Annotated in this window: 13 protein-coding genes; 9 read left to right on the top strand and 4 right to left on the bottom strand. The window is 62.6% G+C overall.

The window, feature by feature from the left end:
• Window positions 1-197: 197 nt before the first annotated feature.
• Window positions 198-437, bottom strand: a complete 240-nt coding sequence (locus tag PARHAE_RS19290) for a hypothetical protein (RefSeq protein WP_126156137.1) — start codon at window positions 435-437, stop codon at window positions 198-200.
• A 283-nt stretch (window positions 438-720) separates the two neighbouring features.
• On the opposite strand from PARHAE_RS19290, the gene PARHAE_RS19285 reads away from it, so the two are divergent.
• The 3 genes from PARHAE_RS19285 to PARHAE_RS19275 all read left to right on the top strand — a co-directional run bounded on the left by PARHAE_RS19285 (window position 721) and on the right by PARHAE_RS19275 (window position 2648).
• A complete protein-coding gene (locus PARHAE_RS19285; protein ID WP_241232896.1) occupies window positions 721-1875 on the top strand; it encodes an MFS transporter in 1155 nt (384 codons plus the stop codon).
• Between the two features lie 126 nt (window positions 1876-2001).
• Window positions 2002-2262 (top strand): hypothetical protein, encoded by a 261-nt coding sequence (locus tag PARHAE_RS19280; RefSeq protein ID WP_126156135.1) that lies wholly within the window; start codon window positions 2002-2004, stop codon window positions 2260-2262.
• An 83-nt stretch (window positions 2263-2345) separates the two neighbouring features.
• Entirely contained in the window at window positions 2346-2648 is a 303-nt protein-coding gene (locus tag PARHAE_RS19275; protein WP_126156134.1) for an antibiotic ABC transporter, read from the top strand.
• Between the two features lie 65 nt (window positions 2649-2713).
• Here PARHAE_RS19275 and PARHAE_RS19270 read toward each other — a convergent pair whose 3' ends face one another.
• Window positions 2714-3166: a response regulator gene (locus PARHAE_RS19270; protein ID WP_206437031.1), complete on the bottom strand. Its 453-nt coding sequence runs from the start codon at window positions 3164-3166 to the stop codon at window positions 2714-2716.
• Between the two features lie 138 nt (window positions 3167-3304).
• Window positions 3305-3709: a BLUF domain-containing protein gene (locus tag PARHAE_RS19265; protein WP_126156133.1), complete on the bottom strand. Its 405-nt coding sequence runs from the start codon at window positions 3707-3709 to the stop codon at window positions 3305-3307.
• Between the two features lie 348 nt (window positions 3710-4057).
• On the opposite strand from PARHAE_RS19265, the gene PARHAE_RS19260 reads away from it, so the two are divergent.
• From PARHAE_RS19260 to PARHAE_RS19235, 6 genes are all read left to right on the top strand, one after another.
• The gene (locus PARHAE_RS19260; protein WP_126156132.1) at window positions 4058-4471 is read left to right on the top strand and encodes a hypothetical protein; all 414 of its coding nucleotides are present in this window, start codon (window positions 4058-4060) and stop codon (window positions 4469-4471) included.
• Between the two features lie 608 nt (window positions 4472-5079).
• Window positions 5080-5793, top strand: a complete 714-nt coding sequence (locus tag PARHAE_RS19255) for a phosphatase PAP2 family protein (RefSeq protein ID WP_164555318.1) — start codon at window positions 5080-5082, stop codon at window positions 5791-5793.
• 880 nt (window positions 5794-6673) lie between these two features.
• The gene (locus PARHAE_RS19250) at window positions 6674-7621 is read left to right on the top strand and encodes a hypothetical protein (RefSeq protein WP_126156130.1); all 948 of its coding nucleotides are present in this window, start codon (window positions 6674-6676) and stop codon (window positions 7619-7621) included.
• Entirely contained in the window at window positions 7537-9381 is a 1845-nt protein-coding gene (locus PARHAE_RS19245) for a hypothetical protein (protein WP_126156129.1), read from the top strand. The genes PARHAE_RS19250 and PARHAE_RS19245 overlap by 85 nt, the downstream gene beginning before the upstream one ends.
• 250 nt (window positions 9382-9631) lie before the next feature.
• Window positions 9632-9910 carry an SH3 domain-containing protein gene (locus tag PARHAE_RS19240; protein WP_126156140.1) on the top strand — a complete coding sequence of 93 codons (279 nt, stop codon included), beginning with the start codon at window positions 9632-9634 and terminating at the stop codon, window positions 9908-9910.
• Window positions 9911-10194: 284 nt separating this feature from the next.
• Window positions 10195-11754, top strand: a complete 1560-nt coding sequence (locus PARHAE_RS19235) for an ABC transporter substrate-binding protein (RefSeq protein ID WP_126156128.1) — start codon at window positions 10195-10197, stop codon at window positions 11752-11754.
• On the opposite strand, the gene PARHAE_RS19230 is transcribed toward PARHAE_RS19235, so the two are convergent.
• On the bottom strand, window positions 11726-12670 hold the full coding sequence (locus tag PARHAE_RS19230) for a LysR substrate-binding domain-containing protein (RefSeq protein WP_101754669.1): 945 nt from the start codon (window positions 12668-12670) through the stop codon (window positions 11726-11728). The genes PARHAE_RS19235 and PARHAE_RS19230 overlap by 29 nt on opposite strands.
• Window positions 12671-12767: the final 97 nt, after the last annotated feature.

Genomic DNA, 12767 nt, shown 5'->3' with positions numbered 1-12767 from the left:
CAGAAACCTGGCACCAGTTCCTCGACGACTTCGTTAGCGATCCTGAACTCGCGCAACGCTTCAAGGCTCAACCGCCGCGGTAACAATCGGCCGGTTACGAAAGGCCCCCCTGCGCTGCCACGCAAGGGGGTCTTTCTTATTGCGGCTTCACCCGGACACCCCGCTGGAACGCCGGCGCCTTCAGTCCTTTGACCTTCTCATAAGCCATCCGCAGCTTCGGAAGGTCGGTTCCTTGCCGCGCGAGCCACAGGCCTCCTCAGCCGCACCTCGAGAGCGTGCAGGTCCGCGATCTGCCGATGAATTCGGGCCAGCAACTCCTCCCGCTCGGCGGGGGTGAGCGAAAGCCGCGGCGCGCCCTCGCGGCAGGCGGTGACGGCCTGCCCGGCCAGCGCCAGGTTCCCGTTCATCGATTCATAGTTTGCGACCCGATAGTTCATGGCGATGTTCTCCTTGTTGACAGGAGGGGTAGCCGGAGAGCGTTGACAGATGGTTAATCCCGGCAGTCAACCAGCCTTTGTTAACTGCCGGAACGGACGCTGTGCTGTCCTGCTTTGCCACGGTGGGGACAAGCGCGCACCCTCACTTGCACCCCGCCGATGTTGAAGGCAGAGATGCGGTGCAGGGAACCGGATGTCCTGCCCGCCTTTTTCCCGGAAAGCAGCCGCCAGGACCACCGCCGCCTTGTCCGCCCCCCGCGCGGGAACCCATGTGACCGTGCTGATGGTGCTGGGGCTGACGCATCTTCTGAACGACCTGATGCAGTCGCTGATCCCGGCGGCTTATCCGATCCTGAAGGACGCTTACGGCCTGGACTTCGTCCAGATCGGCATGATCACCATGACCTTCCAGATCGCCGGATCGCTGCTGCAGCCGGTGATCGGCATGGTGACGGACCGCCATCCCGCGCCCTATTCGCCAGTGGCGGGGATGATGTTCACCCTGTCGGGGCTGGTCAGCCTGGCCTTTGCGCACAGCTATGCGGTGATCCTCGTGTCGGTGGCGCTGATCGGCATCGGCTCGTCGATCTTCCACCCCGAGGCCACGCGGATGGCGCGATATGCCGCGGGCGGGCGGCAGGGGCTGGCGCAGGGCATCTTTCAGGTGGGCGGGCAGGCGGGCGGCGCGCTTGGCCCAGTCTTCGCAGCGCTGATCATCGTGCCCTGGGGCCAGCCGAGCCTCGCCTGGTTCGCGGTCGCCGCCCTGATGGCGATGCTGCTGCTGGTCTGGATCGGCAGCAAGCAGCGCCGGATCAGCGCCGAGTTCGCGGCGATGCGCAAAAGCGCCACCAAGGACGGCGGCGCCCATGTCCGGCATGCGCCGCTGACCATCGGCATCGGCATGGTGGTCCTGACGCTGCTGATGTTTTCCAAGAACGCCTACAGCGAAAGCTTCCGGTCGTTCTATACCTTCTACCTGATGGACCGTTTCGGGCTGTCGATCCCCTCGGCGCAGATGATGCTGTTCATCTTTCTGCTGGCGGCGGCGGCGGGGGCACTGATTGGCGGCATCGTCGGCGACCGCATCGGACGCCACCGCATCATCTGGATCTCGGTGCTGGGACCGCTGCCGCTGACGCTGGTGCTGCCCTATGCCGACCTGTTCTGGACCGGGGTGCTGACGGTGGCGATCAACCTGATCATGGCCAGTGCCTTCGCCTCGATCCTGATCTATGCGATGGAGCTGCTGCCGGGCCGGATCGGCTTGATCGGCGGGCTGTTCTATGGGCTGAACTTCGGCTTGGGCGGCATTGCGGCGGCGGTCCTGGGCGGACTGGCGGACAGCCATGGGGTCGAGACGGTCTATCGGCTCTGCTCTTTCCTGCCGCTGGGCGGGCTGCTGGCCTGGTTCCTACCCCGCATCGACGAGGGGGGATAGCCTCGGCGAGGTCGCCAGTGAGGATCGCCACGAGGGGAGCTATTGATCTTTCCTAACTGCGCCCGTTTGCCCGGAACAGGGCGGCGGGATCGCCGTTCGCTCTTGCCACGACAAGAGGAGCAGGCGATGCGGCGGGTCAGGTTTGCGATCGACGGTCACGGCCCTTTCGAAGGCATGATGAAATTCGGCACCATCGGCGACGGCGAGATCGAGTTCGTGGCGATCCCGGCAAGGGCAGGGGAGTTTGCCGTGCCGCGGACCGTCCAGGTCATTCCCGAGGACGACGACCCCTTTGAGGCGCCGATCATCCGCATCGTCACCGATGCCAGCCGCTACGACGAGGTCGCCGACACGATGTCGGGGTTCGTGATCTTCGAGACGGTGTAGCGATTGATCCTGACGATAAGGCTCCCTGCCATTGTTCGGAATGGCCGTCCAAAATGACCCCACAGCGCAAAGGATGTATCCCCATGATCGGCTTCACGATGCCTGCGAACCCCGTCCGCCTGTGGATTCAGCTGGCCCGGCTGGGGATCGACGCGCAGACGGTGATCGGTCTTCGGACAGCGGGAATGATGGGGATCATGGCCCAGTCGCCTGGCGAGCCGTTCCGCATGGTGGCGGAAAAGCAGGCGGCAGCGGCGGAGTCGCTCTTCGCGATGCTGGAGGCGGCGGGCAGGGGGGCAAGCCCGGAGCGGGTCATGGTCGCGGCTCTGCGGCCCTACGTAAAAAGGACACGCGCCAACTCGCGCCGTCTGACACTGGTTCGCTGAGAGAACAAACCCTGCTCGGTGCCAACAGGTCGGCATGGAGATAGGGCGACAAGAACTCGTGTCCGTCAGGACAGCGAGGTCTGACGGTCTTGCGGACCCTGGCTGTCTGACAGGATCGCCTTGAGGTGATTGCGGACAAGATCCTCACTGAACGGTTTTGGGAGAAACACGGCCTGCTCAGGGATATCGCCCGGCTCCGGCGGCACTGCGCCAGAGGCCACGAGGATGCCGATCTGCGGCCACGTCTCCGCGCAACGCCAGGCCAGGTCGAACCCGGTCAGAGGGCCCGGCGGCATCTGCACATCGGTGAACAGCAACCGGATGGCAGGGCCATGCCGGTCAAGGATCTGCAAGGCCTCTTCGGCACTGGCTGCGGCATGGACGCGGAAGCCGGCGCCGGCCAGGATCGCCTGGGCATCCATGCGGATCAGCGGATCGTCATCCGCGACCAGGGCGTAATGGTCGATTGAAGCCACGACTGCTGCTCGGTTTTTCTTGCCTGTTCTGAGAAGGCCCAACCGAGGGCTTGGGTTCCGGCCAACGCAGCCCTGCAGCCAGACAGATCCAGGCGTCAGCAACGCGTTGGGGGCGGCACCCGAGATTGTTCCGCCCGCTTGGGCTGGGGCAGGGTGCGCCGCCTCGGCGACAATCCGGTCTCAGACCCGTCGTGCGCAGTGCAGTAGAAACGACAGGAGTTGATCGGGCCGAACCTGATGCAGGGAAATCCCGCCCTTCGCCGCCCAGTCGAACAGCGATGTGGTGCTCTCATCCGAGGCAGCTATCGACCAGAACCGGAAATTGCGCTCCGTGATGATGATCTCGCTCAGCTGCTTGACGTTGCGATGTCGAGGGTCGTTCATGATCGACGCGAAGATCTCCCTGACGGCCTCCGCCGGTCCTTCCAGCCATTGATAGAAGACATCGCTTTCGCGGTGCAGAAAGCCTGTGACGTTTCTGGATGCATTGCGCTCTCGCGCTGCCGACAGGATTTCATCATCCGCCGCGCTATCCGCAGCAGTCAGCGCGTCGCTGCGATACAGAATGGCGATCATCTGGTTCATCGGCGTAGATGCTGCGACCCCGCTGCGCCGGTCAAATGAATTTGCTGTAACCAGCTCTTGATAAATGTTTCTTTCGGGACCGCAGCCGGGTCGGAAGCCGGTTGATCGAGATGGACTCCCGCGGATCGCCTGATGCCTGCACCGAACTCGATTACCGACACGGCGGTCTTTGTTGCCCCATCGTCACCTCTGTCCGAACTGGTGGTCGAGCCTGGGTGATCGCGGGCCACGCGATCCCCTTTCTTCGGAAGGATGATGCGCGGACCGCCTCTCGCCCGATCAGGTGCTCGTGCTATAGTGACCACTGTAGCAAACGGTGCGGATGCAATGCCGGTAGCAAGGTTTCTGTTGGCGGCGGTCATCGCTGCTGCTCTCCCGGGCTGCAAATCGAAGGAGTTTGCGTCGCAAGGCAAAGGGACGTTGTCGCAGCCTGATGTTGTGATGGAGGCCGATCCCCCGCCGCCATTCGCCTATTGGGCACCCGAGGGTTCCACGATCCGAAACCACCCGCGCGAGCCGGAAATCTGGATCGCCGAAACCGACGGCGGCTCGAAAAGATACTATTTTGGGGACCGGTGCCGGGCATCCGCCTATCAGCACCTGGTGGGACGACCAACGGATGCGCTGCCCGAGAAACCGGCCGGTGTCGTCTGGCGCGAAGCCTGCACCAACTGTGCCGTTCAGTCCGACGTCAACCGGGCCCGGATGAATGTCAGCTACGACGAGAATACCGGCCTTATCGAGGCAATCTCCTGCGGCTAAGGACATCGGCGATCCCGCCAGGCTCTTGCGGGGACGATCGGCATCATGGACATTGGCGAGGCCATTGACCAACCGCAGCCCGCGAAGGAGGGCACGACCTGTCCTGGCCACCGTGCGGTGATCCCAACGGCAAGGCAGGCCGCCCCTTATGTCAATTCGCTCGATCAAATGTTTCTAGGTGGAAAACGTAGAATGCAGCCGTGGTTGACCCGCAGTCAACCGCCCGGTGAACTTGCATGACGTGCAGAACCGCAATACCTACAGGTTGAGGCAAGTCCTTGCACTTAACCCCAGAGGATCCTGTGCGCCACGACACGCACAGGGTCTTCTTGTTCACACGGAACGTTCCGTCTTTCGGCCCGTTCGATGGCGTGAAGGCAACGCACATCCTTCATGGGAGGCTCTCGCAACGGGCACGGTCGCGAGAGCCTTTCATGGGGTTGGCGCAGGCTTCGCAGTATGAGGCCCGGCTGCAAACTAGACCCCTGGCCATCTCCCTGGGTGCTGCTCGACACGGCCGTCCGCTAGGGAGTTGCGGACGGCACGCTTGCAGGACCAAGGGCGCGTGGACGATCCTACTGACGGGAAGGTTGCAGGGGCATGATCGGATGGAACGCAATCCAGTCAGGGCAAGCCATGTTCCTGTTCATCGGGTGCCGCTCGCACGGCATCATGCGCTGATCGCAGCGGCGATCTGCTGGGCGATCTTCGCGGTCCTCGCGGTGCTGGTGGTGAGCGGCCGCAGCGCCGGCGTGGATGATCTGGGACTGCTGGCGTTTCGCGGTCCCTCCGGTTTGGACCTGCGCGGGCCGGAATGGCTGGAGGTTGCCGCGCGCGACATGACCGCCTTGGGCGGCGTCCTGCTGCGTCATCTGTTCGCCGTCTGCGCCCTGGGGGTCTTGGCGATGCTCCACCTCCGGCGCGAGGCGGTGGTGCTGTTTGTCACGATCACCGGGGGCTGGGCGCTGGATCTCCTACTGAAGCAGTGCTTTGCCCGGCCTCGCCCTGATGTCGTGCCGCATCTTGTGGCGGCGGACGGCTACAGCTTTCCCAGCGGCCACAGCTTCAATGCTGCAGTGGTCTATATCAGCCTCGGCTTGGTCTTCTCGGCAATCAGCTGGCGGTCCCCTGTGCGCAGGACCATCATCGGCGCGACCATCGCTGTCAGCCTCCTGGCCGGCATCAGCCGTGTGATGCTGGGCGTGCATTACCCAAGCGATGTCATGGCCGGCTGGATGGGTGGTGCCGGCTGGACCTTTCTGGTCTTTGGGCTGCTCTTCCGCGCAGCTGACTCGCAGCGGCCGCATTTTCAGAAGAGATGAAGGGATGCATGATTTATCGCGACGAGCAGAGACGGGAACGCTGGGAACTCGCTGACCAACTGCCCGCCGCGACAAGGGGACGCTACCCTCAACTCAAGAGCCGGCAATGGTGCAACGCTCTGGCGGTTTTCACGTGTAGCGCGAAAGGTAGGCGAAACCATGCGCATACGGCAGAATGCCATCCGGTAACGATTTCGCCATCCCTGCTCAGAGGGGCCGCGACGTGTTGCGGGGCGGCGCCGCGCGCCTGGATCTGAGGAAGCCCAAGAGGGAAGCCGCCGGGTTCACCGTTATTGCCGCCGCGATGACATGAGGGTCCTCGACTGCTCGCCGATCCCATTGAGCGTCGCCTGACGCTCCAGGCGTCTCAACAACTCGCGGTATTCGGCATTGTGCGAGTAGGCGCTTATCGCAGCCATGATGATCTTCCAGTCGTCCGGGGATACGGCGGGACGAAAAGCGGAAACGCTTTCAGGTCGAAACATGAGAACCACCTAAGACAGCATTGAACAAGACTGTAATACCCTGAGGTTGTCTTCCGGCCAATTAGCCCTTTTGTATAGGTTAATTATGAGGTCTTTGAAAAACACCGGGTTGCACGGATCGAGGCGGGGGCAGCGGAGCACTCCTTGGCAGGACCCTGGACATTGCGGTCAAATGGATGGTGCGACCGAATGGTCCGGAAGTCGATGTTTCCCGTGCCCGTGCCCGTGCCCGGGTCACGCATCATGCAGGTTGCAGAGCTGCTACGAGGCTGTCGGACGCGACAGGGTGAAACATGGGCTTGTTCAGGAGGATTGGACCGACTTGAGTTCCATCTTTACACGCCTCGAGTCATGCTGAATTCGGCACCTGTGTCTTTCAATCGCGGACGACCCTCATGACGAACAATACCCTGCGTGCCCTGACTGTGTTTCTGCTGGCCGCCATTCATCCGGAGTGGGCGCTGGCGCAGGATCTTCCGCCCTATCAGCCGCTGGAGACCCGTCACGTCTGCACGGGGCAGCCCATTTACGACGCGCCCGTTGGAACAGAAGCGCGTGTTCTGGAGGCGGGTGCTGAGGTTTTGCTGCGGGATGTGACCTTCGGCCCGGAGGGGAGCGCATGGTTTGCGCTGGATTATCCCACGGGCAAGGGACTTGAACGTGCTACCGGCTATCTGCCGGTCTCCTCGGTCCAATATTTCTGTGGGCAAGAGGGGGCCGCCCCGGAGATCAACACCAACCGCCTGCAATCCTATCTTGCACCACCGAATACCTGTCACGTGGTGGCGGCCCGCGCCGATACGGTCGAGGGGTTGAACGGCCATGCCCGCTCCATGCCCGCCTATACCCCGTCGATGTCTGGCTATCGGCTGCATTCGGGCGGCTATGCGCTGTCGTTGGGACTTATCAGCAGTAACCTCCGGGATCGGGTCGCCCGCGTTCAGATGGACGCCACCTGTGTGTTAGGCGCGGATTTCGCCGAGGCGCTGGTCCATGACGGAACGGCCTTTGCCCCGGCGGATGCCGGCTTGTCCGATGACGCAGTCCGGCTCTCTGCCGCACAGGCCATGCGCGCGCGGGGACTAGAAAGCGGCGATCCGGCTGATCTGAAACGGGCCTGCGATCTCGGCCTTGGCGCGGCCTGCACCGAATTCGCCAGCCGGATCCATGATGCGCCCGACGGTCCGGGACGCGGCCCCGCGGCGTCACCCGATATGCATTGCTGGGCTGCATGGCCGGGGATCTGGAAGGCTGCCAGATGGCCGTCAACCGTCAGGGCAACACGCTGGAGCTTACGCGGGAGCTGGCTCTGCCCGATGCCGGGCCCGAAGATGGCAGCGTGACGACGGAAATCTCAAAGGGACTGTGCGACGCGCAAGATCGGTTCGGCTGTGTTCTGCTGGCGCGGGGCACGGCTGTCGACCGCGCGCCTTCGCTGGTCGAGGCATCGTCGATCTTCGCAGCCAATCTGACGGCCTGTCAGCAGGGGATCGCCTGGATCTGCGAAAGGCTGAGCGACGACATGGACACGGTCCGCGCGGCCCGCGGCTCCGGCTTGACCGGAAACGAACGGTATGCCCTGGCCGGGATCGAGGCCGGGCTCTGCACCCCGGGGCCACGTGAACCCAATCAACGCAACTGCAAGGGCGCCTATTACCTCTACCGCGATTTCCTGAACTACAGCGATGCCGCGACGCTGGATACGGGTCGCGTCGCCCAGGCGAAGGCGTTCCTGAGCGGCGGTTGTGCAGCGGGCGATCCCCCGGCCTGCGCCAGCTTGGCCGGCATGGTCGATTTCTGGCCGGACGCGGATCGGCGTGCGGCAACGGCCCGCGTCATCGCGCTTTGCGATGCGCGGAGCACCCAGGACACGATCTGCGAAAGCCTTGCTGGCGTTCTCGATCCGACCTTCCGGGAAAGCCGCCCGGTCATGGCGGCACGGTATGACAGGCTTGCGCGATCCTGCCTCAGCCCCGGCGAGGGCGACGCGCAGGATTGCGCCTGGGCGCTGCACAGCTACGCGGCGCTGGATGCGCCGGATGGCCTGGCCACGGCCGAAGCGATGCTGAGAGAGGCATGCGGACCGGCCAATAACAAGGGCTGCCCGACATTGGCGCAGCTTTACGGCCCTGAAGGCCAAGTCCTGTCAGGCCTGACAATCCCGGGCCGCGATGATCCCGAAGCCCGTCTCGCCGTCTTGCGTATGGGCTGCCGCGGCGGGGATGAGGCAGGCAGCACATGCGACCAGCTTGCCGACACCATGGGTGCCCAGGGGGATGGGGAAGGCGCCCTTCACGTTCGCGGCGCGGCCTGCGACCGGGTGATCTCGGCGGCAAACGACGGCGACCTGTGGCAATGCTACCATGCCGCGAAACAGGCGCTTGACCAGAACCAGCGCCTGCCGGATGCGTATCGCTGGGCCGATTACGTCTGCCGGGGCGCCGATGTCTCGGTCTCACCCTATGGCTGCAAGCTGGTGGGGAACATGCTGACGCAGGGCCTGGGACAGCCCGCCGATCTGGCCGGTGCCCTGTCCGCCTATCAGCGCGGCTGCTTCCACCCGCGGGTCGCGACCACCGATGGCGAGGCCTGCCTGCGCTATGGCACGATGCTGATCGAAATCGTCCGCAGCGGTGAAGCGCCAACGGAACCGCTGGCCTTCGCGCACCGTGAGGATGGCGAAGAACCCGAACCGCCGCTGGTGCTGGCCGAGGCGTCCCGTGCTTTCGACATGGGCTGCATCGACAGAATCGCGCCCGCTTGCGCCGCCAACGCTCGCCTTCTGGAGGAATGGAGCAGCGGCGATCTTCCCTATGACCGCTTCACCTGTCAGGTCAGGAGCGCGGCAGGAGAGGTGACATCGGAAAAGCCCTGTCGTGGCCTGATCTTCTATCAAACAGCGGACGAGATGAAGGAGACCCGCGAACAGGTCGGGCTGAATGTCTATGTCTGGCCGGATAGCGAGCGCAGCGTGACCTATATCCGGGATGGCATCTGGCGGCTGAACGAGGTTCGCACCGATTATCCAGCGACCGAGGGAAGCAGACGCTGCTGGCACAATCCCATCTCAACCCGCAGCTTCTGTGCCGCACCTGCAGGTTGATCGTCGCTGACGATGAAAATCTCGGCCCAGAACAGCCCGCCGGCCCCACCCTCATCCTGCGCGGCCACATCCTCCGAAGCTGCCGCTCGACTGACACTGCGGTGAAATCCCGGTCAGAAATTCTGTTCTACCAAGGGGAACCGGGCCTTCAATGGCTATCCTTCGACAAGCCCTTACTCGCGACGACACCGGCGTGCTGTCATTTGGCGTGACGGTGTCGTAGTGAGGGCAAAACGATTCAGGACGGATGATGCGAACTCAATTTGCTGCTCTTCTCGCGCTCGTGATCGCCACCGGATGCGCGGTCGGTTCCGGTGCAGTGGTGAAGGGCGCTGGGCCAGACGATCTCCTGAAACTGCGCGAGGGCCCGGGCCTCAACCACAGAATCATCATTGGCCTGCCCGACGGAACGCGACTCACCCGCCAGAACTGCGTGACGAATAGCGGTAAGGTCTGGTGCAGGGTCTTGCTCACCGACAAGCCTGGTATCTCGGGTTACGTTTCGGCGGACTATCTGGCGCATCGCTGACAGCAAGGTGCGGCCTATTGCTGCCGTTCGTCACTCAGCCGTGCGGCGCATGGAGCCTTCTCCGAACTAGACGTTCGTGTAAGCCGCAGCGAAACCTACCCTGCTAGGAAGTTGGGCGCCGCTGCCGAAAATTCCATGAGCCATTCCTGTGGCGGTCAAATCATCAATGCCGATGCGATCACTCTGCCCATAGCCTGAGGGAATACCGGTTCCATTTATCTCTATTTGACTGGATGTCCTGTAAAAATGCCAGATAGGTCTAGCTAAATGCGACGGGGAGCAAGATGATAAATTTTACGACAGCGGCTGCTATATCAACGACTTTGCTGGCCGGGTTGGCGTGGGCAGGGCCAGGTCTGGCGCAAGACAAGGTTTTGCGTATTGGCATCAACGCGCCCGAGATCAAGACGCTCGATCCTCATCGCGCGTCTTCGACAGCAGAAAAGGGGCCGATGGGCTGGGTGTTCAACGGACTTGTCCGTTTTCCACCCGGTAGCGCTGATCCGAAAGAACTCGAACCGGACCTTGCTGAAAGCTGGACCACCTCGGACGACGGGACCGAGTGGATCTTCAAATTGAAGCAGGGGGTCAAGTTCCACGGGGAATGGGGCGAGTTGACCGCCGCGGATGTCGTCTATTCGCTGGAGCGGGCGAAAGATCCCGAGCGCTCGAGCTTCGCTGCGGCCTATGAGGCGTTCGAGACGATTGAAGCGGTTGATGACCATACTGTTCGCATCGTGCTGGCCCATCCGGTGCCCGGATTTCTTGGTCTTGTATCGAATTACCATGGCGGCAATATCGTCAGCAAGGCAGCGGCCGAGGAAGGGGGCGACGATTTTGGAAGGCAGCCTGTCGGGACGGGTCCATTCGCGTTCCAGCGCTATGACACCCAGCAGCAGGTGGTCTTCGTGGCAAACGACGATTATTTCCGAGGTGCGCCGAAGATCGACGAGATAAGTTATCGCCTGATCCAGGCGGATGCCAGCCGTGAATTGGCATTCACATCAGGTGAGTTGGATATGATCTATGGCAAGCGCGAGCAGCGTTGGATTGACCGCTGGAATCGCGAGGACACTGCGAAAGTCGACGTTTTCTGGCCCGCAGAATACCGCACCCTGCATCTGAACACGACAATGGAGCCTTTGACCGACAAACGTGTCCGCGAGGCGGTCGCGCGTGCGATCAATGTGGATGAGATCGCGAGCTTCGTGGGCGAAGAGGTGGGACCGAAGGGCTGCTCCGTTGTGCCGTCGGGTTATCTGGGCGAAGATTGCAGCGCCTGGACATATGCCTATGATCCCGAAGCCGCGAAGTCCCTGCTGGCGGAGGCAGGCTTTGAAAATGGCGTCACGATTAAGTCCGTGGTTTCCAGCAACAACGCCCAACTGCCCATCATGGAGGTGATCCAGGCGCAGCTGGCTCAGTCCGGGATCACGCTGGACATGCAGGTCGTCGACCATCCGACCTATCACGAGATGTCCCGGAACGATCTGAGCGGCGCGACCTTCTACGGCGCGGCTCGGTTCCCGATCGCGGATACCTATCTGACGGAATTCTACCACTCGGATGCCATTGTAGACAAACCGACCGCGATCACCAATTTCTCGCATTGCGACGTGGCGGACGAAGCGATTGATGCGGCTAAGGTCGAAGGTGATCCCGACAAGCAACTGGCCCATTGGTCGGAAGCGCAGCGGCTGATCCACGAACAGATCTGTGCCGTGCCGCTGTTCAACCTTCGTCAGGTCTGGCTGCGCAACGCAAAGTTGGATTACGGCTACGAACTGGAGGGCGAGATGAATCTTGCGCCCCGGATCACCGAATTGACCGATCTGATCGAGTGATCATGCCGTCGCGAGCGAAGGCTTTGGCCGTCGCTCGCACCATTTCCACGAATGTCGCGACAAGACGACGGTTCCGGCCGTGACGCAGGCGGCACAGCTGAAAATCCAGGAAATTATCCGGCACGAAGGGGCGCACCGACACGCGCCCCTCGACCGTTTCCGCATAGATCGGGTGGACCAGCGCAATGCCCATTCCGGCCGCAACCAGTTCGCAGACATTCTGGGCCGTCGTGGCTTCGGTCACGACGCGGGGTTGGTGGCCTTCAGCCTCGAATGCGCGTTCCAGCCGGAGCCGCGTATAGCTGCTGTGCATGAACGCCACCAGTGGCTCGGTCGCTAGATCCGAGACGGTCAGTTCCGGCCTTTCCATAAGCGGGTGATCCGGCGGCAACATGCAGACCATGGGCATGTTCAGGATCGGCTCTACCTGGATATGCGGATCTTCCACGCGCCCCGCGACAATGCATACATCGACCTTTCCGGATCGCATCCAGTCCACGAGGAACTGCGACGATCGGGCATGGAGCGAGACGAAGACCTCGGGCTGTTCGTTCGAAAAGCTGCGGATCGCCGTCGAGATGAAGCGCCCCGACAGGGCCGGCAGGACACCGATGGTCAGGCGGCCTCGTTCTTCGCTGCGCAGATTGTCGATGGCCAGCGCAATCTGATCCAGGCCCGAGAAGATCCGGTCGACCTCTTCGTAGAACCGCTGCCCCCGCTCCGTCGGGATCAGAAGGCCGCGACGCCGTTCGAACAGATCCAGCCCGGTATCGGCTTCCAGATTCGACAACAGCTTGCTGGCCGCTGGCTGGGACATGTTCAACGTCTCGGCGGCACGGCTGACGGTGCCGGTTTCGATCACCGCCTTGAAGACCTCGATCTGCCGCAAGGTGGGTTGCCTGTAGGTGCGCGCCATCGCTGCCTCATAACCTGATGGAATACCAAAGGTGTCAATTGGACTTTGTTACGATAACGCCGCCTGGTCTAACGTGACAACACTTCACAGGGGGCGA

The sequence above is a fragment of the Paracoccus haematequi genome (assembly GCF_900631945.1).
GTDB classification, from domain to species: domain Bacteria; phylum Pseudomonadota; class Alphaproteobacteria; order Rhodobacterales; family Rhodobacteraceae; genus Paracoccus; species Paracoccus haematequi_A.
The sequence above is the reverse complement of the archived record's forward strand: the minus strand, read 5'-3'. Positions and strand labels throughout refer to the sequence as shown.